Origin of the sequence: Brevundimonas sp., assembly GCF_013823285.1 — a bacterium.
Lineage (GTDB): Bacteria > Pseudomonadota > Alphaproteobacteria > Caulobacterales > Caulobacteraceae > Brevundimonas.
This window is the reverse complement of record NZ_PNLV01000043.1, coordinates 1-23088: the sequence shown is the minus strand read 5'-3', so window position 1 is coordinate 23088 and position 23088 is coordinate 1. Positions and strand designations below refer to the sequence as shown.

The 23088-nt window shown below is 69.2% G+C and carries 21 protein-coding genes; 11 read left to right on the top strand and 10 right to left on the bottom strand.

Annotation, left to right across the window (positions count from 1 at the left end; genetic code table 11):
- Positions 1-1059, top strand: a 1059-nt coding sequence (locus C0461_RS08010; protein ID WP_292105549.1) for an AMP-binding protein, incomplete at its 5' end; no start/stop codon positions are given.
- Between the two features lie 4 nt (positions 1060-1063).
- Positions 1064-2281, top strand: a complete 1218-nt coding sequence (locus tag C0461_RS08005; protein WP_292105547.1) for an acetyl-CoA acetyltransferase — start codon at positions 1064-1066, stop codon at positions 2279-2281.
- Here the strand turns inward: C0461_RS08005 and C0461_RS08000 are convergent.
- The 8 genes from C0461_RS08000 to C0461_RS07965 are packed head-to-tail and all read right to left on the bottom strand — an operon-like array spanning position 2278 to position 12428.
- Entirely contained in the window at positions 2278-2754 is a 477-nt protein-coding gene (locus C0461_RS08000; RefSeq protein WP_292105545.1) for a PaaI family thioesterase, read from the bottom strand. The two genes, C0461_RS08005 and C0461_RS08000, sit on opposite strands and share 4 nt — an antisense overlap.
- Positions 2751-3695 (bottom strand): nitronate monooxygenase, encoded by a 945-nt coding sequence (locus tag C0461_RS07995; RefSeq protein ID WP_292105541.1) that lies wholly within the window; start codon positions 3693-3695, stop codon positions 2751-2753. Before C0461_RS07995 ends, C0461_RS08000 begins: the two co-directional genes overlap by 4 nt.
- Entirely contained in the window at positions 3692-5407 is a 1716-nt protein-coding gene (locus C0461_RS07990; RefSeq protein ID WP_292105539.1) for a class I adenylate-forming enzyme family protein, read from the bottom strand. Before C0461_RS07990 ends, C0461_RS07995 begins: the two co-directional genes overlap by 4 nt.
- 34 nt (positions 5408-5441) lie before the next feature.
- Complete coding sequence (locus C0461_RS07985) at positions 5442-6911, bottom strand: AMP-binding protein (protein ID WP_292105538.1); 1470 nt, start codon at positions 6909-6911, stop codon at positions 5442-5444.
- Positions 6908-8134, bottom strand: coding sequence for a thiolase family protein (locus C0461_RS07980; protein WP_292105536.1), 1227 nt, complete (start codon positions 8132-8134; stop codon positions 6908-6910). The genes C0461_RS07985 and C0461_RS07980 overlap by 4 nt, the downstream gene beginning before the upstream one ends.
- Positions 8131-9807, bottom strand: coding sequence for an aldehyde dehydrogenase family protein (locus tag C0461_RS07975; protein ID WP_292105534.1), 1677 nt, complete (start codon positions 9805-9807; stop codon positions 8131-8133). Before C0461_RS07975 ends, C0461_RS07980 begins: the two co-directional genes overlap by 4 nt.
- Entirely contained in the window at positions 9807-10955 is a 1149-nt protein-coding gene (locus tag C0461_RS07970) for an acetyl-CoA C-acyltransferase (protein ID WP_292105532.1), read from the bottom strand. The genes C0461_RS07975 and C0461_RS07970 overlap by 1 nt, the downstream gene beginning before the upstream one ends.
- Before the next feature lie 3 nt (positions 10956-10958).
- A complete protein-coding gene (locus C0461_RS07965; protein WP_292105529.1) occupies positions 10959-12428 on the bottom strand; it encodes a carotenoid oxygenase family protein in 1470 nt (489 codons plus the stop codon).
- Positions 12429-12536: 108 nt separating this feature from the next.
- Between C0461_RS07965 and C0461_RS07960 the strand changes: the two genes are divergently transcribed.
- On the top strand, positions 12537-13517 hold the full coding sequence (locus C0461_RS07960; protein ID WP_292105527.1) for a helix-turn-helix domain-containing protein: 981 nt from the start codon (positions 12537-12539) through the stop codon (positions 13515-13517).
- A 60-nt stretch (positions 13518-13577) separates the two neighbouring features.
- Here the strand turns inward: C0461_RS07960 and C0461_RS07955 are convergent, their stop codons facing one another.
- Complete coding sequence (locus C0461_RS07955; RefSeq protein ID WP_292105522.1) at positions 13578-15812, bottom strand: TonB-dependent receptor; 2235 nt, start codon at positions 15810-15812, stop codon at positions 13578-13580.
- Positions 15813-15922: 110 nt separating this feature from the next.
- Here C0461_RS07955 and C0461_RS07950 point away from each other — a divergent pair, with 110 nt between their 5' ends.
- The 4 genes from C0461_RS07950 (at position 15923) to copD (ending at position 19231) form a co-directional block, all read left to right on the top strand.
- On the top strand, positions 15923-16918 hold the full coding sequence (locus C0461_RS07950) for a DUF1295 domain-containing protein (protein WP_292105520.1): 996 nt from the start codon (positions 15923-15925) through the stop codon (positions 16916-16918).
- Positions 16915-17820 carry an SDR family NAD(P)-dependent oxidoreductase gene (locus C0461_RS07945; RefSeq protein WP_292105517.1) on the top strand — a complete coding sequence of 302 codons (906 nt, stop codon included), beginning with the start codon at positions 16915-16917 and terminating at the stop codon, positions 17818-17820. Before C0461_RS07950 ends, C0461_RS07945 begins: the two co-directional genes overlap by 4 nt.
- A gap of 147 nt (positions 17821-17967) precedes the next feature.
- Positions 17968-18321 carry a copper homeostasis periplasmic binding protein CopC gene (gene copC / locus C0461_RS07940; RefSeq protein ID WP_292105515.1) on the top strand — a complete coding sequence of 118 codons (354 nt, stop codon included), beginning with the start codon at positions 17968-17970 and terminating at the stop codon, positions 18319-18321.
- A 1-nt stretch (position 18322) separates the two neighbouring features.
- The gene (copD, locus tag C0461_RS07935; RefSeq protein ID WP_292105513.1) at positions 18323-19231 is read left to right on the top strand and encodes a copper homeostasis membrane protein CopD; all 909 of its coding nucleotides are present in this window, start codon (positions 18323-18325) and stop codon (positions 19229-19231) included.
- A gap of 3 nt (positions 19232-19234) precedes the next feature.
- Here the strand turns inward: copD and C0461_RS07930 are convergent, their stop codons facing one another.
- On the bottom strand, positions 19235-19714 hold the full coding sequence (locus tag C0461_RS07930; protein ID WP_292105512.1) for a nuclear transport factor 2 family protein: 480 nt from the start codon (positions 19712-19714) through the stop codon (positions 19235-19237).
- A 107-nt stretch (positions 19715-19821) separates the two neighbouring features.
- Here C0461_RS07930 and C0461_RS07925 point away from each other — a divergent pair, with 107 nt between their 5' ends.
- The 4 genes from C0461_RS07925 to C0461_RS07910 all read left to right on the top strand — a co-directional run bounded on the left by C0461_RS07925 (position 19822) and on the right by C0461_RS07910 (position 22973).
- Entirely contained in the window at positions 19822-20112 is a 291-nt protein-coding gene (locus tag C0461_RS07925; protein ID WP_292105511.1) for a hypothetical protein, read from the top strand.
- The gene (locus tag C0461_RS07920) at positions 20109-20546 is read left to right on the top strand and encodes a periplasmic heavy metal sensor (protein WP_292105508.1); all 438 of its coding nucleotides are present in this window, start codon (positions 20109-20111) and stop codon (positions 20544-20546) included. Before C0461_RS07925 ends, C0461_RS07920 begins: the two co-directional genes overlap by 4 nt.
- A gap of 7 nt (positions 20547-20553) precedes the next feature.
- Positions 20554-21111: an RNA polymerase sigma factor gene (locus C0461_RS07915; protein ID WP_292105506.1), complete on the top strand. Its 558-nt coding sequence runs from the start codon at positions 20554-20556 to the stop codon at positions 21109-21111.
- 80 nt (positions 21112-21191) lie between these two features.
- Positions 21192-22973, top strand: coding sequence for a copper resistance system multicopper oxidase (locus tag C0461_RS07910; protein WP_292105502.1), 1782 nt, complete (start codon positions 21192-21194; stop codon positions 22971-22973).
- Positions 22974-23088: the final 115 nt, after the last annotated feature.

Here is a 23088-nt window from a genome sequence, read left to right as displayed (position 1 = left end):
TGGCATCACACCGCCGGGGCCAGCGTCCTGCGCGCCACCCTGCTGGCGGGCGGCGTCTTCTATGTGGACGACGGCAAGCCCCTGCCCGGGCTGCTGGACATCTCCCTGCGCAACCTCAAGGAAATCCCGGTCGAGTACTACGCCAATGTGCCGCTGGGGTTCGCCCTGCTGGCCGACGCGCTCGAGGCCGACGCGGACCTGCGCCGCACCTTCTTCTCGGAGCTGCGGCTGATGCTGTTCGGCGGCGCGGCCCTGGCCCAGCCGGTCTATGACCGAATCCAGAAGATGGCGGTGGAGGAGACCGGCAAGCGCATCATGATGACCTCGGCCTATGGATCCACCGAGACCACGGCCGGGTTCCTGGCGGGCTATGCCTATACCGACAAGGTCGGGCTGGGCTTGCCCCTGCCGGGGGTGACGCTCAAGTTGGTCCCGCACGACGACAGCCGCTGGGAGGTTCGGGTCAAGGGGCCCAACGTGACCCGGGGCTATCTGGACGATCCGGACCGCAGCGCCCAGGCCTTCGACGACGAGGGCTTCTACTGCATGGGCGATCTGGCCACCTTCATCATCCCGGGCGATGTAAGCGGCGGCCTGGCCTTCGCCGGTCGGCTGGCCGAGGAGTTCAAGCTGTCCACCGGAACCTGGGTCTATGGCGGCCCGGCGCGCGAGGCGGTGCTGGCCGCCCTGTCGCCCCTGATCACCGAACTGGTGCTGTGCGAGGAGAACCGGCCGTATCTGGGCATTCTCGCCTGGCCCTCGGTGGAAGGCGTGAAGCGCGAGTTGGGTCTGGAGATGGGCGAGGCGATCACCTCGGGACGGCTGGGCGAGGCCGTGCGCGAGCGGCTGGCGGCGCACAACCGGGCCCATCCCATGGCCTCCATGCGCATCGAACGGGCCGTGATCCTGACCGCGCCGCCGAACCCCAACGCCCACGAGGTGTCGGACAAGGGCAGCATCAACCGGCGCGGCGTGATCGACAACCGCAGCCAGGACGTGGGGCGCCTCTACGCCGATCAGCCCGACGCGGGCGTCATCGTCGTCGCGGCAGGAGACTGAGCGGATGGTCTATATTCTCGGCGGCTGGCAGTCTGATTTCAAGCGCAACTGGGCCCGCGAGGGCAAGGAGATCGCCGACGGGTTCGCCGAAACCCTGACCGGCGGTCTTGAGGCGACCGGGCTGGAGCCCGGCGACATCGACGTGGGCCATGTGGGCAATTTCGTCGGCGACCTGTTCGCCGGCCAGGGCATGCTGGGCGGCTTCTTCGCCCTGTCGGACGAACGGTTCGACGGCATGCCCGCCTCGCGCCACGAGGGGGCGTGCGCCTCGGGCTCGCTGGCCATCCTCGCGGCCATGGCGGACATCGAGTCGGGCCGCTACGGAACCGCGGCCGTGCTGGGGCTGGAGCTGATGCGCAATGTGCCTGGCCAGACGGCGGCGGAGCATCTGGGCGCCGCGGCCTGGGCGGGGCACGAGCATCAGGACGCCCGCTATGTCTGGCCGCGCGCCTTCTCTGACCTGACCGAGGAGTACGACCTTCGCTACGGCATCGACGACGCGCACCTGCGGCGCATCGCCCAGATCAATTTCGCCAACGCCCGGCTGAACCCCAACGCCCAGACGCGCGACTATGTCTTCCCCGACGCGGCCTTCGCCAATGACGACGAGGCCAATCCGGTCATCGAGGGCCGGGTGCGCAAGACCGACTGCGGCCAGGTCACGGACGGCGGCGCCATGGTGGTTCTGGCGTCGGCCGAGCGGGCGGCGGACTACGCCCGCCGTCGCGGCGTCGCGCTGGAGTCCCTGCCGCGCATCAAGGGCTGGGGCCATCGCAACGCCCCCATCAGCTACGCCCGCAAGATCGCCGCCAGCGCCGATGAGGCTTACGTCTTCCCGCAGGTGAAGCGCGCCATCGACGAGGCCCGCGCCCGCGCCGGGGTGGCGCTGGAGGCCATCGACGCGGTGGAGACCCACGACTGTTTTTCCATGACCGAATACATGGCCATCGACCACCTGGGCCTGACCGCGCCGGGCGAGGCGTGGAAGGCCATCGAGGCCGGGGACATCGAGATCGGCGGGCGGCTGCCCGTCAACCCCTCCGGCGGCCTGATCGGCTGCGGCCACCCGGTGGGGGCGACGGGGGTGCGCATGGCGCTGGATGCGTTCAGACAGACCACCGGCACGGCGGGCGCCTATCAGGTGGAGGGCGCGAACACCGTCCAGACCCTGAACATCGGCGGCTCCACCACCACCACGGTCAGCCTGGTTATTGGAACCTAGGTTTCGCGCCGTCGGATCGAGACGGCGGCGGTCCCGTGCGCCACGACGCGGCCGTCCGGCAGGGCCACCGTGACCTCGGCCACCACCTTGCGCGGGTCGGCATAGGCGGCGCGCGCCTCGGCGACCAGATGATCGGCGTCGATGGGCGCGGCGTTCAGGAAGCGCAGGGTCAGGTCGGTGGACAGCAGGTGCTCGCCCGGCTTCAGCAGGGTCATGGCCACCCCGCCCCCGGCGATGTCCACCAGCGCCGCCGTCACCCCGCCGTGGACCAGCCCGACGAAATTGGCGTGGCCGGGATCCAGGTCGCAGCGGATCACCATGCGGCCCCGCTCCACCTCGGTCGGCCAGGCGCGCAGTCGCTCGGCGAAGCCACCCGCGAAGCGCGCCTCGGCCCAGCGCCGCGCCAGCTCCAGTCCGTCCGCCGCCGGGTCCAGCTGGAAGCGCGAGGCGAGGGACGGGGACGGCTCGCTCACGCCGCCGCCGCCCGGCTGTTCAGCCCGATGAAGCGGTCGGCCGCCGCGCGGTATTCGCGCTCCAGCCGCCCCACCACCTCGGCGGTGGACTCCACCGCATTGATGCGGCCCACGCCCTGGCCCGCGGCCCAGATGTCCTTCCAGCGTTTGGTGCTCTGGCCGCCGGAATAGTCGCGCTGGATCGCCCCGCCCATGGCGTCGGGGTCGAGGCCCGCGGCTTTCAGGCTGGGCTTGAGCCATGAGGCGTCGGTGCCGGTGACGGCGGGCGAGACGATCAGGTCGTCGGCGTCGCAGTCCACTACCATCTGCTTGTAGGCGTCCTGGGCCAGGCTCTCGCGCGTGGCCAGGAAGCGGGTGCCCATGTAGACCATGTCCGCCCCCGCCGCGATGGCCCCCGCCACCCCCGCGCCGTCGGCGATGCCGCCGCCGATGGTCAGATAGCCGTCAAAGAACTCGCGCACCGCCGAGACGAAGGCGAAGGGCGACAGGTGGCCCGTGTGGCCGCCCGCGCCCGCACTGATGCAGGCCAGACCGTCCACCCCCGCCTCGGCCGCCTTGCGGGCCAGTTTCATGTTGACCACGTCGGCGAAGACCATGCCGCCGTAGCCCTTGACCGTCTCCATCACCGGCCTGGGCGACCCCAGGGCGGTGATGACGATGGGCGGCTTGTAGCGCGCCACCATGGCCAGGTCGTCGGCCAACCTGGGGTTGGTGGAGTGGGTGATCAGATTGGCGATCCACGGCCCGTCGCCGGGCTTAAGCGCGCTTGTGATCTGGTCCATCCAGCGGTCCAGATCCTCGGGCGTCCGACAGTTGGGCGTCGGGAACGCGCCGCCGATCCCCGCCTTGCAGGCGGCGATGACCAGCTCCGGCCCGGAGACCAGGAACATGGGCGCGGCGATGACGGGCAGCCGCATGGACTGGGGGAAGGCGGAACTCATGCTTGAGCTGTTTCTCCAAGACGGTCGCGCAGATCCCGCTTGAGGACCTTGCCGACCGGGTTGCGCGGCAGGGCGTCGATGACCTCCAGCCGCTCGATCTGTTTGTAGACGGCCACCTGCTTCTCTTCGGTCAGGTAGCGGTTGATCCCGGCCATGTCGGCGCTCTGGTCGGGCCGGAACACCACGAAGGCGCACAGCCGTTCCCCCAGACGCTCGTCGGGCGCGCCCACCACCGCAGCCTCGGCGATGGCGGGATGGCCCATCAGGTGGCCCTCGATCTCTTCCGACGAGATGTTCATGCCGCCCCGGATGATGATGTCCTTCAACCGGCCCACGAAGCGGATGAAGCGGTTGTCCTCGCCCGCCAGCTCGAACAGATCGCCGGAGCGGAACCAGCCGTCGGCGTCGAACGCCCGCTCATTGACCTCCGGCGCGCGCCAGTAGCCCGAGAACACTGTCGCCCCCTTCATGCGCAGTTCGCCGGGACGGCCGGGCTCGCGGATCTCCTCCTCGGTCTCCGGGTCCACCAGACGGGTGGAGATGCGGTCGTGCAGCATGGCCTTCCAGCGCAGGCCCTCGCCGAAGCGCGGGAACAGAACGGCGCGCTCGGCCGGGTCGGGCACGTCCTGCCAGGCGCTGGGGAACGAACACCCCTCGTTGGAGCCGAAATAGTTGACGATCTGGACGCCGTACTTCTCGTGGAAGGTCTTGACCATCCACGGCGACAGGGGCGCCGAGCCCGAGCCGATGGCTTTCAGCCGCTTGAAGTCGATGCCCTCCAGCAGGGCCTCGTTCTGCAGCAGCAGGTTCAGCACCGCGGGCGGGGCGACGGTGTAGTCGATGGTCTCGTCGCGCATCTGCTTCAGCAGCACCTGCAGGTCGAACGGATGATGCTGGATCAGCATCCCGCCGGTCAGCAGCCAGCTGACGAAGCCTGTGGAGATTCCCGCCATATTGACCATGGGGAACGGGTTCAGGATGCGCGCGCCATGGCCCAGGTCGGCGGCGTCCACCACCCCCGCACCCATGATGATCCACTCGTTGTGGCTGCGGGGCACGCCCTTGGGCAGGGCCTCGGTGCCGGAGGTCCAGCAGATGGTGAAGACGTCGTCGGCGCTGATCCTCGCCGCCTTCATGGCGTCGCGGGCGGCCTTCATCTGCTTCGGCGTCACCGCGTCCAGCCGCGGCTCGAGGTCGATGGCGCCGGCGGGGCAGGTTTCGCCCATCACGAACACATGCTTGAGGGCGGGCGAGCGGCCGGCCACGGTCATCAGCATGTCGCCGTGGGCGTGCTTGCCGATGCGGTCGGTGGTCAGGGCGGCCACGGCGTCGGTCTTGCCGACGATGTAGCCCAGCTCGCTCTCGCGATACTGCACCGGGGCGGGCGAGACGATGATCCCCAGCCGCGCCGCCGCCAGATAGGTCAGGCTCAGGTCATTGATGTTGGGCAGCTGGACGACCAGCACGTCGTCCTTCTTCAGGCCGTGGGCATGGAACACCGCCGCCAGCCGGTCGACCGACGCGTCCGCCTCGGCCCAGGTCAGGCGCTCCGGCTGGCCGCCCATGATGTCGGCGGCGTTGAACGGATCGATCAGGGCCTCGGCATCGGGATGAGCCTTCAGATGGCGGCGGAACAGGTCGTCCAGGGTGTCGTCACCCCACCAGCCCTTTGCGCGGTAGTCGCGTATGCGATCCTGCGGCACGACGATCATGGCGTTTTCCTCCGTCTCTCATTTTGTCTCCCGGTCATTGAGGCGCCGGGTAGATCAGGGTTCGTACATCCGCGCGCACCACCTTGCCCACCGGATTGCGGGGCAAGGCGGCCAGCAGATGCAGCATCTTGGGGGTGCGCACCGGGCCGATGGTCCGGCGCACATGGTCGGTGAGGGCGGCCTCGTCGGCGAGCGTGGGGTCCCAGGCCACGGCGGCCTCCAGCCGTTCGCCCCAAACGGGATCCTCCACGCCGAAGGCGCAGGCCTCGCGCACCGCCGGATGGGCGCCCAAGGCGGCCTCCACCTCGGCAGGGTAGATGTTGTAGCCGCCCGAAATGATCATCTCGCGCGAGCGGCCCAGGATGGTCAGCAGGCCGTCCGACTCCAGCCGTCCCAGATCGCCGGTCCTGAGCCAACCGTCGTGGCGGGCCTCGTCCGTGGCGTCCGGATCGTCCATATAGGCGGTGTCGGCCAGATCGCCGCCCACCAGAATCTCGCCCTCGCCCTGGTCCGCCACGTCGCCCCCGGCGGTCAGCACGCGGACGGGGGTGTCGGGGAAGGGATAGCCCGCGGCGCCGCGCAGCTCCGGCCGCGCCACCTGTGCCGGCGTCAGGGCGGCGATGGTCATGGGAGCCTCGGTCTGGCCGAACAGGGCGCCCAGCACCGGGCCGAAGCGCGCGACCGCCTGTTCGATGCGGGCAGGCGGCATGGGCGCGGCGGACCAGGTCAGGTGACGCAGGGCCCTGAAGTCATCGGGCCCGAAGGCGGCCGCCTCCATCAGCAGATAGATCAGGGTCGGCGGCATGAAGGCCACCGTGACCCGGCGCTTCAGTTCGTCCAGCATGGCCGCCCGGTCCGGCTGGGCCATCAGCACATGGGCCCCGCCCGCCGCCAGCACCGGCAGTACATAGTGGGACGAGCCGTGGGTCAGGGGCGCGACCGCCAGATTCACGTCTTCGGCGGTGAAGCCGTAATAGGCCTGCATCGACCGCAGGGCCGCCATGGCGCTGCGCCGGCTCTGCACCACGCCCTTGGGCTTGCCGGTGGAGCCGCCGGTGAACTTGATGGCGAAGACGCCGTCCGGGTCGTGGTCGATGGCGGGCGGCGTGCCGCCGGGCTCGACCGCGTCGACCCAGTTTTCCAGCTCCAGACGGCGGGCGCAGGGCGCGATCTGCTCCCGCGAGGGCTGATCGACGAACAGCATGTCCAGCTCGGCGCGGCGCTGGAGGTCCGCGTTCAGGCCGGGGCCGTTGCGGGGGTTCAGCGGAACCCAGACGGCGCCCGCGCGCAGGATGGCCAGATAGGCGACCACATGACGCCAGCTGTTGGCCGCGCACAGACCGATGCGGCGGCCCCGGTCCAGCCCCCGGCGATGCAGGTCGGCGGCCAGGGCGTCCACCCGCGCGATGAGCTCGCCATGGGTGACGATCCGGTCGCCCTCGATCAGGGCAGGGCGCTCGGCCCGCCCGCGCCGGCCGTCATAGATGACGCCGACGGGGTTCATGCGGCGCGCTCCAGAACGGTGACCACGGTGGCCGCCTCCTCGACGCCCAGAAAGCCGCCGCCGTTCTCGGCCGCGGCCATGCGCGCGCCCTCGATCTGGGCCGCCCCGGCCTCGCCGCGCAGCTGGCGGGTCAGGTCATGCAGCTGGATGATGCCCGTGGCGCCCACCGGGTGCCCCTTGGCCACCAGACCGCCCGAGGCGTTGACCGGCGTGCGTCCGCCGAGGGCGAAGTCGCCGCGCCGGAGCCGCTCGCCCACGGTCCCCGGTCGGGCCAGACCCAGGTTCTCGATCTGCTGGATTTCGGCGTAGCTGGTGGCGTCGTGCACCTCCACCGCGTCGATATCGTCCGGCCCGGCGCCGGCCTGCTCATACGCCGCCAGCGCCGCGCGGCGACCGATGTGGTTGTCTATGTCCCCCGCTTCGCGCATGGACGCGCTGACGAGGGCGCAGCCCCGCACCCGCACGGCGCGGGCGGCGGCCCCCAGCCGCTTCAATCCGGCCCTGTTGCACACCACCATGGCCGCCGCCCCGTCGCTGACGGGGGCGCACATGGCGCGGGTGAAGGGGAAGACGATGGGCTTGTCGGCCAGCACCTGATCCGCGGTCGTGGGGGCGCCGTACTGGGCCAGCGGGTTCAGGGCGCCCGCCGTGTGGTTCTTGGCCGCTGCCTGGGCGAAGTCGGCCTGGGTCGTGCCGTACCGGGCCATGTGGGCGCGGGCCTGGGCGGCGTACAGGTCCATGAACAGGCTGCGGCCCTCGCCCGGTTCCTCGCCGCCCATCTCGCGGATATAGGCCAGCACGCCGTCGCGGTCGTGGATGTCGGTGCCCCCCGCGAAGGCCGCCGCCACCCGCTCGGGCCGGTCGGGCCAGACCATCTTCTCGGCCCCGGCGACCAGCGCAATTTCGCCGCCGCCCGCCCGCAGCCACTGCATGGCCAGCCACAGGGCCGTGGAGCCCGAGGCGCAGGCGTTCTCAACGTTGATGACGGGTATGCCGGTCAGGCCCAGCGGGTGCAGGGCGATCTGGCCGCGCACGGTGTTCTGGCCCTCCAGCATCGGCTGGCGGGTGTTGGCGAACCAGGCGGCCTGGATATGGGCGGCCGCCGCGCCCGCGTCGGCCAGCGCCGTGCGCACCGCCTCGGCGGTCAGCGACTTGACGCTCTGGTCCAGCCGCTTGCCCAGCGCCGTCATGCCGACCCCGGCGATGAAGACGTCCGTGGTCATGCCGCCGGTCGGCGCCGCTGTACGATGCGGAACCGCGAGGCCACGAAAGCCAGATCGGCCAGACAAGCGTTGCCCGCCGGGTTCAGGCCGGACACGTGATAGTCGCTGTAGGCCGCCGCGAAATTGATCCACATGGCGCCGGTCAGATTGATGGTCAGATTGGCGCCGGCCTGTTCATAGAACGGCGCCGCGCGCTCGATGAAAGCCTCTGCGGTGGAGTACAGATAGGACGAGATCGAGCCGTGCTCGCGCGCCAGCCGGGTCGCCTCGGCCACCGCCGCGTCGCCGTCCATGCGGACCACGAACAGCACCGGCCCGAAATGCTCCTCGGCGTAGAGGGCGGGGTCTGAGCCGTTCACCGCGACCACCAAGGGTGTCAGGGTGCGGGCGTCGGGGAACTGCGGATGCGCGTAGGGCGCGGCCTCGCGCAGCACGCGGGCCTTCGGATGCTGATCGAGGGCGGCGCGCACGTCGGCCACGGCCTTCAGGCTGACCTGGCCCTGGATCGCGCCCATGATCCCGGCGGCCAGGGCCGGGTCGCCGGCGATGGCGTCGATCTGGTCGACCAGCGCCTGACCGAACGTATCGGCCAGATCCGGGCGCACATAGATCACCTGGGGGCTGGTGCACATCTGGGCCGAGAACAGGCACGAGGCCCGGGCGATGGCCCGTGCGGCGGCCTCCATATCGGCGACCGATTCCACCACGACGGTGTTGACCCCCGCGGTCTCGGTGAACAGCAGCTTGCCGGTCACCGTGCGCTCCAGATGGCCGCCGTAGCGGGGGCTGCCGGTGAAATCGACGATCTGCACCGCCGGATGGTCCACCAGATGCTGGGCCACGGGCGTCGCAAGGGTGTCCACGGCCATGGTGACGAGGTTCGGGTCAAAGCCATGATCGGCGAGCACCTGACGGCATTCGCGCACCACGATGGCCATGGGCAGCACGGCGATGGGGTGCGGCTTGATGATCACCGGATTGCCCGTGGCGAGGCTGGCGAACATGGCCGGATAGGCGTTCCAGGTGGGGAAGCTGGCGCAGCAGATGACCAGACCGACCCCGCGCGGGACGATGGCGTAGGTCTTGTCCAGAACCACCCGCTCGCCCGCGAAATCCCGCTCGTAGCGGCCCGTCGGCGCCACGTCGTGCATGGCCTTGACCGCATAGGCCAGGGCCTCGATGCCCCGGTCCAGCGCATTGGGGCCCGAGCCGCTGAACGACTGGGTGTAGCTTTGCCCCGCCACGTGCATGACGGCGTGGGCCATCTCGAAATTGGCGTCATACAGCCGCACCGCCATCTCGACGCACAGGGCCGCGCGCAGGTCCGGCGAGGCGGCGGCCCAGTCCGGCATGGCGGCCTGCGCCGCCGCGATCAGGACCTCGGGCGTGCTGACCGGATAGGTGATGCCCAGCGGCTGCTGCGTATAGGGCGAGACCTCGGCCCCCACCCAGTCGGTGACGCCCGGCATATCCAGCGCGAACCGCTCGCCCAGCTGCGCCTCGAAGGCGGCCTTGCCGGCGACGGGCTTGTCCGGGCCGTGGATTTTCGTCGAAGGTGAATCCCTGAACGGCGACCAGGCGCGGCGGGTGCGGATGGCGTCCAGCGCGCTTTCGATCAGGTCGGCGTGGCGGGCCACGACGGCGTCGCGGGGCGCAGGCGGACGGGCGTCCATCAGCGGCCTCCCATGCGCTCGACGATCATGGCCGAGCCGACGCCCTGCGCGCCCGCCGCGACCACGAGGCCATAGCGTCCCTCGCACGCGTCCAGCGCGTCCAGCAGCGACGAGAGCAGGATGGCGCCGGTGGCGCCCATGGGGTGCCCCTTGGCCAGATGGCCGCCGCCCACATTGACCTTGTCCCGGTCCACGTCCCGCTCACGCAGGAAGGTGACGATGGTGACGGCGAAGGCCTCCATGAACTCGATGCGGTCCATGTCGGACAGGCTCAGACCCGCCCGCTCCAGCACCCGGTCCATGGCGGTGAAGCCTGCGGTCAGGGAGGCGGCCGGATCGCCGCCGACCTCCACATGGGCCACGATGCGGGCGCGGGCGCCCTGGGCCTCCGACGAGACCAGCGCCAGCCCGGCGCCGTCGGACATGGGCGGGGCGTGGGCCACGGTGTGTCGATGATCGATGGCGCGGCCTTCCAGCGCCTCCGCATAGGGCGCGGCCATCTCGGCGAAGGCGGCGGGCAGCCTGGCCAGCTTTTCAAGCGTCGTGGGCCGGGCGCATTCCTCGCTGTCCAGCCCGTTCAGCGCGATGCGCGAGGCCGTCAGCGGGCCGCCCTCGGCCGCAGCCGTGCGGGACTGGGAAACGAGGGCCGCCTGATCCATCTCGGCGCGGGATACGCCGGCATCCTCGGCCAGCCGATCTGCGGCCACGGCCACCGGCAGGTAGCGGGTGCGGGGCGGGAAGGCGGCGTCGGTGTAATAGTCGGCCCGGTCGCCCATGAAGGGCACGCGCGACATCATCTCCACCCCGCCCGCCAGCACCGATCGGGCGCGGCCGGTCTGGACCATGTCGGCGGCCTGTCCGATAGCGGTCAGACCCGAGACGCAGTAGTTGTTGATGCTCCACGCCGCCGTTCCGTCCGGCAGGCCGGCGTGGAGCTTGGACACCAGCGCCACATTGGCGCCCTGGGCCCCCACCTGTCCGACGCAGCCCACGATCAGGGCTTCCGCCGCGCGGGCGTCATGGCCGCGGGTCTCGATGGCGTCGATCAGGCCGCCGATCATCTCGTGGGGTTTCAGGGCCGCCAGCCCGCCGTCGGGGCGGGCCTTGGCGCGGGGCGTGCGGACGGCGTCGTGGATGTGGGCGCTCATCAATCAGGCGACCTTCAGCTGGTCGCCGCGCGCCCAGGTGCCGTGGAAGCCCGCGGGCACCCGCACCGGCAGGATGACCCGCGCCACCGGCCCGGCCTCCATGTTCTGCGCATCGATCACCTGCACCTCGGACTTGCCGGTCTCGGCGTCGGTCACGAAGGCGATGACATAGCCGTCGTCCTCTGCCGTCGCGTCGACGCGCGGCGCGAAGGCGGGCTCGGAGCCGAACTGCGAGGGCTGGTAGTCCCAGGTCCGCGCGGCGCCGGTCTCGAGGTCGTACTTGATCAGGCCCTTGAAGCTCTGCAGCTCGGTGGGCGCCATGGCCACGTGATAGGACCATTTCGTGGGCCGTGAGGCATAGTCCAGATTGACCACCGGGAACTCGCCGATGCGGTCGTCCAGCTGGCGCTTCTTCACCTCGCCGGTCTTCATGTTCATACGCCATTCCACCGGCACGGCGTGCAGGGCCAGCACGTTCACCATGGCGGCGTAGGGGCCGTACTCGGGATTCGGCGGGAAACCGTTGGGCGTCATCATGCAGGCGGTCATGACCACCTCGTCGCCGTCCTCCCACGCATTGACCACGTGATAGATGTAGCAGCTGTCGGTCTCGAACCAGCGGACCTGGTCGCCGGAGCCGTTGCGCGGGACCACGCCGAAGCGGGCCGGCTGTTCGGCGAAGTGAATGTTCCAGGTGCTGCGCTTCAGCCCGCCGTCGGTGAACACCACCGGCAGGTCGTGCAGGATGACGTAGTTCTCGGTCAGGCCCATATCGTGAGGCAGGCGCGGGCTCGGCAGATCGACGCGGGCGAAATGGGTCAGCTCATTGGTCGGGCTGACCACCCCGAAGGTCATCCAGGGCTCGTAGAGCGAATAGTCGAAGAACACGAACTCGCCGGTCTTGGGGTCCACCTTGGAGTGGGCGGAGACGTGGCGCGACAGGGCGCCGCCGAAGGTCTCGGTCCCGATGGTCTCCAGGGTGCGCGCGTCGATGCGCACCGGATGGCCCGAGATGTACCACAGCGCCATCAGCGAGCCGTTGTGCAGCACCAGATCGGTGTTGGCGGTGTCCTTGTAGACCTTTTCCCCGCGCGTGGAGGACGGATCGGCGCGCGTGGAGGGCTCCATCACCCCGCCCGCGCCGCAGCCGCCGTTGAGGTCCGCCACATGGTCCGCCGAGCGGACGAAACGGTTGCGGTACTCGGCCTTGCCGTTCTCGAACCAGACGGCGTGGACCATGCCGTCGCCGTCGAACCAGTGGTGCATGCCCTGGGGCGCCTGGGCGGGATTCGGCCCGTTTCGGTAAAAGGCGCCGTGCAGATCCTGCGGAATTTCCCCGATCACCGGCAGGTCCATGGCCGTGGTCTCGCGCGAGACCGGCTCATAGGCCCCCTGCACATAGGGGTTGAGCGTATTCAGCGGGCTCAGGGGCCCGGTTTCGATACGGCGTGCGGCGGCGGCGTCGTCGGCCATAGCAATTGCCTCCAGAAACTTTTCAGAACAGACCTTCGAACATTTGGTCGCTTAACGCAAGCGTTGGCGTCCGCCTCGACCCGCCTGCGAATTGGGTTAGAGGAAGATATGGACACCAGCGAAGAGCGTGCGGGCGAGCCGGACATTCGGGCCCTGATCATGGGCAATCCGGTGGCGCGGGCCTTCGCCATCACCGGCGACGCCTGGACCCAGTTGATCCTGCGCGAGGCGTTCTACGGCGTGCGCCGCTTCAGCGCCTGGCGCGATCAGCTCGGCGCGCCGCGCAGCGTGCTGGCGGACCGCCTGCAACGCCTGACGGCGGCCGGCATGCTCGAGACGAAGCCCGTGGCCGAAGGCGGCGCGAGGCTGGAGTACCGTCTTACTGCGATGGGGCTGGACATGTTCGGCGTGGCGGTCATGCAGGGTCAGTGGGAACGCAAGTGGGCGCGCTCGCCGCTGCAGGAACGCTATGCCCTGCGCTTCTATGACCGCCAGACGCAGGACCGCCTCGAGCCCGTGGTTCTGGGCCATGAGCACGGCGACCCCGTGGGCATCGCCAATGTGGTCTGGGAAGTCACGGCGCCCATGACGCCGATCGCACCGCCGACGTCGCGCCGACGGCGCTCACAGCCGATCGAGACAGACCGGCCTATCATCGACCGCTCCACCGACATCATGGGCGACTACTGGAGCTGGGCGGTGCTTTCGGCGGCCTATTTCCGTTTGCGCCGCTTTGACGAGATCCACGCCGCCCTGGGGGTCGCCACCAATATTCTGGCGGACCGTCTGTCGCGTCTGGTGCTTCACGGCGTGCTGGAGCGAAAGCCCTATCAGGACGCCCCGGTGCGCTACGAGTATCGCCTGACCGAGGCCGGGCGCGACATGTATCCCATCGTTCTGGCCATGCACGGCTGGAGCGAGCGCTGGCTTTACCCGGAAGAAAGCCCGCCCCTGCGGCTCAAGGACAGGACCACAGGCGACATCCTCACGCCGGTGGTCTGCGACCGGACGACCGGGCGAGCCATTGATCCCCGACAGGTGCGGTGGGAAGTCGAGCGTGAGGCCGCGCCCGGGGGCGCCGGCTCCTGACGAGGAAAGGCCGCCGCCGCAGAGTTGCGACGACGGCCTTGCTTCAGTTCGGGGCTGGACTCAGAAGGTGCGGGTCAGGGCGATGCCGAACGACCGCGGCGGCCCGAAGACGCTGAAGCCAACGCCCACGTTCTTGATGACGTGATTGCGGTATTCCTCGTCCGTCAGGTTCTTGCCGTAGATTGACACCTTGAAGCCGTTGTCCGTCTCCCAGGACGCGAAGGCGCTCAGCAGACCGTACGAGGGGATCAGCACCTCGGGGTTGTTGGACGGGTCAAAGAAGTAGTCGTCCGTCCACTGATAATCGATCCGCGTGGCCAGGGTGCCTTGCCCCACACGCCACTCGCCGTCGGCGTAGAGGGTGTACTGGCTATCGGGCGACCGGGGCAGGATATTGCCCTCATAGGGCAGCGTGCCGCCCGCCGAGATCGCGTCCGAGGTGAACCGGGCGTCCAGGCTGGTGTACGATCCTCCGATGGTGATGGCGGAGGTGACGGCCAGGGCCGTCTCGATCTCGAAGCCTTCGACTTCGGCCTGGGCGTTGGAGGCGACCAGGTTCAGCCCGGCCAGCTCGTTGACCTGCAGGTCGGTGTAGTCCAGCCGGAACGCCGCCGCATTGAAGCGCAGACGCCCGTTGAACACGGTGGTCTTGGCGCCGATCTCGTAGTTGTCCAGCAACTCGGAGCTCAGCGGCTGCACAGCCTGGGCGCCGGTCTGGGCCGCGCTGATATAGGCGCCGGCCTTGTAGCCCCGGTCGTAGCTTGCATAGAAGCGCACGTCCGGCAGGGGCTCCACCGACAGGGCGACCCGCCATGTGGGCTCGTCGAAGCTGGTGCTGGCGTTGACGTCATAAGGCGAGCCGGTCGGTCCCAGCGGGATGCCCGGCGGCCCGTTCAGACCAAGGTCGTTGTCGATGGCCACCTGATGGACCTCGCGCTCGTCACGAGTCCAGCGGGCGCCCAGGGTCAGCTCCCATATGCTCGCGAACGGGATCGCCGCCTGACCGAACACCGCATAGCTGGTGTTGGTGGCGTCCTGGAAGAAGGTGGTGTCGCCGCCGAAAATGGGCGGGGCGATGGGCAGGGCGGTCTCCACAACGAAGCGCTCGGTGCGGACCACGTTCTCGCGGAAGAGATAGACGCCCGCCACCCAGTTGATGTTGGAATCCGCCGCCGAAACAAAGCGGAACTCCTGGCTGAACTGGTCGGCCTGCTCTTCGGCTCGATTGTCCACCCGCAGGGGGAAGGCCGGATAGGTCAGGCCGCCCAGATTGTCGCGCCAGTCGTAGTCGTTGTTGCGATAGGAGGTCAGGGAGACAAAGCCGAAATTGTCGCCCTGCCACTCCGCCCGCCCCGTGAGGCCCCAGTTGGTGCGGTTCTGATAGGTGGCGTCCGGGTTGAGGGTCTCGCGGACGTTCAGGCCCGCACGCAGGTTGTTGATGACGGCGACGAACGGGGCCGGAGTGGTGGCCACGGTGACGGGAATACGCGCCTGGCCGTCCATCTCCTCCATGCTGCCGTCGAAGCCGGCCAGGAAGGTCCAGTTTCCGGCGTTGCGCAGAACCTGGCCGCGCAGACCGAAGGACGTTCCTCCATGCAGGTCCGCGCCGGTGAGCACGTTCTCGGCGTAGCCGTCATTGGTGCTGAAGCGGAAGGCGATCCGGCCAGCGGTGTCCTCAGCGATTTCGCCGTTGAACACGCCTTCCAGACCAATCTCGTTGAAGCTGCCATAGCGGGCCGTCAGCTGGCCATAGGGCGCGAAATCGGGTCGGTTGGTGTAGACGTTCAGAGCGCCGCCGGACGCATTGCGTCCGTACAGGGTGCCCTGGGGCCCGCGGAGGATCTCCACCCGCTGCACATCCATGAAGGCCAGGGCGCTGGCGCCCGCGCGGCCGATGGACACCTCGTCGATGGACACGCCGATGGACGGGTCGCTGGCGGCGGAGTCGCTGGTGGTGCCGACGCCGCGCACGAAGATCTGCGGCTCGCCAACGTTGAACTGGGTCATGGTGACGCCCGGGGCCTTGCCCGCCACGTCCTGGAGGCCTGTCGCGGCCGTACGCTCCAGCATCTCCTGACTGAAGGCGGTGACGGCGATCGGCACTTCCTGAAGACCCTGTTCACGGCGCTGGGCCGTGATGATGATCTCGTCGAGCGTGACGGCGCCCGGCTGTGCCTGCGTGGTCTGCTGGGCAAGCGCCGGGGCCGCGAATCCGGCCGTGACGGCCAGGGCGATGGTCGAAACGCCGGCCAGACGCCGACGCCCCGACGAACCGCGCATGATGATGCTGGTCAAGACATTCCCTCCGAATGTGTGCGGCCCTTTGCGGGCTCGTTGCAGGAGTAGCTTGCGCTAATGAACCAGTTTTGCAAGTCTTTTTACGCAAGCGTGATTGAGGGCGACGAATGACGGACGTTTCATCCATGGGCGTGGTCGGCTTTTTGTGGGCGGTCACGGCTGTCCTCTGGCTGATGCTCATCCCTGCGGGGACGCGCGGCCGGGCCTGGCACTACGGCCTCGCCGCCGCCCCGCTGGCCTTCATTGTCCTGACGGCGGCGGCGCCCCAATCGACGCTCCGTGACAGCCTCGAGATCTGGATCCTGCCCGGCGGGGCAGGGGTGCTGGGCGTCATGGCCGTCGCCTGGCTGTGGGGAACCCTGGCCCGGAATCACGGCGTCATGGACATCTGCTACCCGGCCGCCGCGGCGGCCGTGGCGGTCCTGACCCTGGCGGCTTCAGGGGGCGCGCCCACAGGACCCGACCTGCTGCTCATGGTGTTTCTGGTGATCGGCGCCGGCCGGCTGATCATCCAGACCTGGGGCCACAACGTGGGCGCCGAGCGCCAGCCCTACGCCCACTGGCGGGCCCGCCACGGGTCACGCTGGCTGTGGTGGAGCGCCTTTCAGGTGCATCTGCTGCAGGGCGTGACCCTCTGGCTGTGGTCGGCGCCCATCGTCTTCGCCCTGACCGTCCCGGCCAGCGTGTCCGGGACCACCCGCTGGGGCTTCGCCATCGCAGGCGTCGTCGTCTGGCTGGGCGGCTTCACCCTCCAGACACTGGCTGACCGGCAGTTGGCCGCCTTCAAGGCGATCCCGGCCAATCGGGGCCGTCTGCTGGACACCGGCGTCTGGGCCTGGGTCCGTCATCCCAACTATCTGGGCGAGACTTTGATGTGGGCGGCGTGGTTCATCTTCGCCCTGGCCCATCCATGGGGCTGGATCACCCTGTTCGCGCCGCTCTTCACCGGCTGGTTCATGGGCTACGCTTCCGCCGCGCCGTTCAAGGAGGCTCACATGGTCCGCACCCGGGGTGAGGCCTGGACCGCCTACTGCGCCCGCACGCCCCGCTTCCTGCCCTGGCCGCGCCCCCGCGCCGTCGATCCCGAGAGGAAACCATCATGAGCGCCCTGAAAGATCGCGTCGTCGTCGTCACGGGGGCGGGCCGGGGCCTGGGCCGCGCCTACGCCCTGGATCTGGCGGCGCGCGGCGCACGGGTAGTGGTGAACACCCGGCCTCGCCCTGCCGACGCGCCCGGTTCGGCCGAGGCCGTGGTCGCAGAGATCGAGGCCGGCGGCGGCCGCGCCGTCGCCGCTCCCGCGGCGGTGGAGGACGCGGACTCCGGCGAGCGCCTGCTGGCGGCGGCCCTGGGCGCCTTCGGCCGCATCGACGGCCTGCTGAACAATGCCGGGGCGCCGGAGGCCTCGACCTTGCACAAACAGACCGCCGAGGAATTCCGCGCCAATTTCGAGGTCAATTTCTTCGGAACCCTGACCCCGACCCTGCCCATCTACCGGCACATGCGCGAGAACGGTGGCGGGCGGATCCTGGTGTCCACCTCCACCGCCGGGCTGCACGGGGTGCACGGCATGGCGGCGTATTCCGCCTCGAAAGCCGGCCTGATCGGCCTGATGCGGGTCATCGCCCTGGAGGGGGCAAGTCGCCACGTCGCCGCAAACGCCATCGCCCCCTTCGCCGACACCGGCATGACCGGAGAATACCTGTCGCCCGAGCAGGCCGCCCGCCTGTCGCCCGAGCGGGTCGCCCCCGTCGCCAGCTGGCTCATGTCGCCCGACTGCCCCCTGACCGGCGAGACCGTCACCGCCGGCGGCGGCGGCGTGCGCCTCGCCGCCCGGGTGGAGGGCGAGGCGGAGTGGTTCCCTGACGGCTTCGGCCCTGACGATTTGACCGCGCGGGTGGACCGCCTCAAGGCCCGCGACGGCTGGCGCGACTACCCGGAGGGCATGGCCGCCTTCGCGCACCTGATGGCGGGCGGGCCTGCCCGTCAGGGCTGCGACGGCGCCTGAACGGGGCGCATCAGTCAGCCCGCCAGGCGGCGCTCCTCCGCTTCCTCCGAAATGTCGGGCTGGTCCGGATCTGGCTGCTGCCCGCACTGTCATATGATGAGGGGAAACCAGCAGGTGGACGTAATGGTTCGCATTGAAGGAGTCCTCATGAACCGGTTTCTCTCACTTGCCGTCGCCTCCGCCATGGTTCTCAGCACAACCCCGGCATTCGCTCATGCCAGACTGGTGTCCGCCACCCCGGGCGATGGTGCGACCGTCGCCGCGCCTCGAACGATCAGCCTGACCTTCAGCGAGCGGTTCGCGGCCCCGTTCTCGACCGTCGAGCTGGAGGATAGCCAGGGCAGACCCGTCGCCCTGACCAAGACGGTGTCGGAGGACGGCAAGACGCTGGGCGGGTCGTTCGCCGCGCCGCTGACGGCCGGTACCTACCGGGTGACCTGGGCCATTGCGGCGGCCGACGGGCATCGGATGACCGGAACCTACAGCTTCACCGTCCGCTGAGGTGGCAATCGATCTGACTGTCGTCGGCCTGCGCTGGGTTCAGTTCGCCGCGGCTGTCGTGGCTCTCGGGTTGCCGCTGTTTCAGGCCTACGGGTTGCGGGAAACCGGTCCGCAATCCGTCAGACGTGTGACTGTCATCGCAGGTCTCGTCCTAGCGCTCGGGACCATGGGCGGTCTTTTTGCCCAGACGGTCATGATGGCCGGGAGCTGGGCCACAGGGCTGGATCCGGCGGCCCTGGGCTATGTCGTCCAGTCCACAAGCCTGGGCATCGCGCATGGGGTCCGTGCCGGACTGGCCCTGCTGGGCGTCCTCGCCCTTATCTTGGGGCGAGGTCGCAGATCGGGCGCAGCTATCGCTGCTCTGGTCTTCGCCGGGGCTGTCTCAAGTTTTGCCTGGAGCGGACACGGCGCCGCCAGCGAGGGCTCCATCGGCCTGGTGCATCTGGCGGCCGACATCGCCCATGCGCTCGCCGCTTGTGTCTGGCTGGGCGCGCTGGCGGGCTTCTGCCTGCTGCTGGTACGCCCGGTCACGCGTGAGGACGCCGCAACAGCGCGGTCGCTGGCGGGGTTCGCTTCCATCGGGACGATGGCTGTCGCGATCCTTGTGGTCACCGGCCTGATCAATGCGGCATTCCTGATCGGTGTCGATGGCCTCGGCCGTATTCCAGGCTCGACCTGGGGTGGTCTCCTCGTCGCAAAATTGTTGACGTTCACCCTTATGCTTGCGCTAGCCGCCCACAATCGCTTCATCCTGACGCCCGCGCTGTCGCGCGCGATCGATGCGGACGCTGACGCAGCAGACGCGGGGCGGCGACTGCGGGTGAGCATTGGCCTGGAGACGCTGGCCGGCCTCGCGCTGCTCGGCCTGGTGGCGGCGATGGGCGTGCAGATGCCGCCCGCCTCAATGTGAGGCTCAGGTCGGCGCGCGCGAAGACCAGTGGATGTGACGGATGCGCCAGCCGTCAGCCTCCCGGTGCAGGATCATGGTCTCGGCGGTCAGGCGGTCGACGGACCGGCCGTTGAATGTCCCGCTGGTGCGCCCCTCGGTCAGGACCCAGGCGATGTCGCCCTCGACCCAGGCCGCGCGGCGCGTGACCCGAGACCGGGTAGCGGCGGCGTAGGCCATGTCAGCGGGAAGATGATGGCCCGCATATTCCTCGCGTGAGCGCTCGGCCCCGCCTTCTTCCAGCACCATTGCGTCTTCCGTCAGGAGGCCGAGGACCGCTTCTCCGTCACCCGAGCCGAGGGCGGCATGAAATGCGTCCACAATCATAATCGCAGGGGTCGCCGCCTCATCGGCGACCTGGGCGGACGCAGTGGCGACCGTCGGCTCATGGGCCATCGCCGTGGGGCCCGAGGCGGCGAGAACGGCGGCGAGGATCAGGCGCTTCATCTATGGCTCCTTGAAAGGACGGATCAGGACTATGCTCCAATTACGCCACCAACCAACTGCTCCCTCGCGAGGGGGCGACCAGACAGGCGCGTAGAGGGGCGAGACCCATGGAGACGACCCGGATGACAAACCTGGAGGCCCTGATCGCGCTGACGCCGCCGTCCAGAATCGCGACGCTGGACGATCTGGAGGAAGGCGTGTGGGACCGGGTGGCGGTGGCGCAAGCCAGGGTGCGCCAACGGACGTTGCGTGTCGCGGCCCTTTGCGTCGCGGCAGGCATCGGTGGGATCGCCGGCGGTGTGTCCGCCCCGTCTATTGAACAAGAGCCAGGCGACCTGGCGGTGTTCAGCCCGCGGATGGCGACGACGCCTCTGGATATGCGGAGCATCCTGGGATGAGCGGTCTGAAGTCTACGCTGATCACCGCCGTTCTGGCCGCCGCCGTCGGCGCGACCGCCGCCTGGGCCGCGATGACCTTGTCGGCGAGACAGGACCGCGCCGCCGATCTGCATCACATCGTTCATGAGCGGCTGGACCTGACCCCGGATCAGGATCTTCGCCTGGACCAGATCGAAGCGGCCTTCGCGGCGCGTCGTGGGCCGCTGGAAGCTGAAGTCCGCGCGGCCAACCGGGAACTGTCCGCCGCCATCGCCCAGAGCCGGGGCGACACGCCCGAGGTCCAGGCGGCCGTCGAACATTTCCACAGCGCCATGGGCGACCTGCAGATGGCGACGATTCGACATGTGTTCGAGATGCGCGCCGTGCTGACGCCCGAGCAGGCCGAAGAGTTCGACCGCGCCGTGGTCGAGACCCTGCGCGCCGACGCCGATTGACGCGGGCGTGGGGGCAGGCGAGACCGATGAAGAGCAGGCCGCTCTGGGAGACCGGGCGGCCTTCTCGCGCCTGATGACGGCGACGAAAGGCGACTTGCATCGCTTCGTCGCCCGCTATGTCGGCGATCCGGACGAAGCGCTGGATCTGACCCAGGAGACCTACGCCGCCGCGTGGCTGTCGATCCGCCGATACGATCCCGACCGACCGTTCGGCGCCTGGTTGCGCACCATCGCCCTGAACAAGTGTCGGGACTGGAGCCGGCGCCGCCGGGTGCGTCGGTTGGTCCGGGGCGTCATGAGCCTGGATGCGCCGGAAGCCATGGCCGTGGGCGACCCCGTGCCTGCCGCCGAGGCCCGGGCGGATGACCGGCGCCGGGTGGAACGCCTGAACCTGGCCCTGCGTGAACTGCCCGACGGTCAGCGCGCGCCGCTTCTCCTGGCGGTTCTGGAAGGACGGTCCCATGCCGAGATCGGCCAGATACTGGGACTGTCGTCCAAGGCTGTCGAGCTGCGGATCGCCCGCGCCCGCAAGGCCTTGCTGGACCGGTTGGGCCCATCCGAATGAGCGCCTGCGACCAGCTGTCCCGAGGGACACGCGCGCCGCTGGCGTAAGGGCGATCAGACACATTGGCTAAGAACTGATACATGAGATTGATCCAGACAGACCGCCGCAAACTGCTGCGCGGCTTCGTGGGCGGCGCAGGGCTACTGGCCGCACAAGGGCTTCTGCCCGCCTGGGCCCAGAGCGGGTCGCTTGGTCTGAGGGCCGATTTGCCCACCCTGGAGGGCCCGGACGTTCGCCTCAGCGTCGGCCACTCCCCCTTCACCGTAGGCGGTCGGACCGGTCACGCCATCACCGTCAACGGAACGCTGCCGGCGCCCCTCATCCGCCTGCGTGAGGGGCAGACGGCGCGATTGTCGGTGACCAACACTCTCGACGAAGACACTTCGATCCATTGGCATGGCTTGCTGCTGCCATTCCATATGGACGGCGTGCCGGGCGTCAGCTTCCCGGGCATCCGGCCGGGCGAGACCTTCGATTACGAATTTCCCGTCATCCAGTCGGGCACATTCTGGTATCATTCCCACTCCAACCTCCAGGAGGCCATGGGCCACTATGGGCCGCTGGTCATCGATCCGGCGGGAGCCGATCCGGTCACCTATGACCGGGAGCATGTGCTGGTGCTGTCGGACTGGAGCTTCCTGCATCCTCACGAAATCCTCGACCGCCTGAAGAAGAGCCCGGGCTACTTCAACCAATCCCGCACGACCCTGTCCGGCCTGATCTCGGGCGAGGATGGCATGTCGCTGGAGGAGCGGCGCATGTGGGGCCAGATGCGGATGGATCCGCGCGACATCGCCGACGTCAACGGCACAACCTACACCTACCTCATCAACGGCCATGGCCCGGCCGAGAACTGGACCGGCCTGTTCCGGCCCGGCGAGCGGGTGCGTCTGCGCATCATCAACGCCTCGGCCATGTCGATCTTTAACGTGCGGGTGCCGGGCCTGGCCATGACTGTGGTCAACGCCGACGGCGAGAACGTGCGCCCTGTCGAGACCGACGAGTTCCAGATTTCCGTCGCCGAGACCTATGACGTCGTGGTCCGGCCCACCGAGGACCGGGCCTATACCGTGGTCGCGGAATCCGTGGACCGCTCCGGCATGGCCCGGGCGACGCTGGCCCCGCGACTTGGCCTGACAGCCGAGGTCCCGCCGCTGCGCGAGGTGCCGACCCTGACCATGCGCGACATGGGCATGGGGGGCATGGACCACTCGGCCATGGGGCACAACGGGATGGATCACGCCGCCATGGGGCATGGTGAACCCGCCGCCGCCTCGATGGACCATGGGTCGATGGGTCACGACATGCGGAACCCCGACAATGCCCCGGCCGCCATGGCGGTTGGGGTAGGGGTCGACATGATCTCGCCTGATCCCGCCAACCGTCTGGGCGAGCGGCCCATGGGCCTGGAGGACGTGCCACACCGGGTGCTGGTCTATACCGACCTGGTGTCGCTCTCGCCCAACAAGGACCAGCGCCCGCCGTCGCGTGCGCTGGAAATCCACCTGACCGGCAACATGGAACGATTCATGTGGGGCTTCGACGGACGCAAGTTTTCCGAGATCGTCGAGCCGATCCGCTTCGAGCGGGACGAGCGAGTGCGGGTGACCTTGGTCAACGACACCATGATGGCTCACCCCATCCATCTTCACGGACATTTCTTCGAACTGGTGACTGGCGGACCGGCAGGGCATCAGCCGTTGAAGCACACCGTCAACGTCGCGCCGGGGTCCAAGGTGACATTCGACCTGACCGCCGACGCGCCGGGCGACTGGGCCTTCCATTGCCATATGCTGATGCACATGCATGCGGGGATGTTCAACGTCGTGACCGTCCGCCCTCTGGATGGGGGCGCGGCATGATCCGGTTGTTGACCCCTGTCGCCTCGCTGCTGCTGGCTTCGGGCGCGGCGGCCGCGCAGGATCACCAGCATCACGCGCCGCCGGCGCCACCGCCCGCCCAGGCTCAGGCGACCGT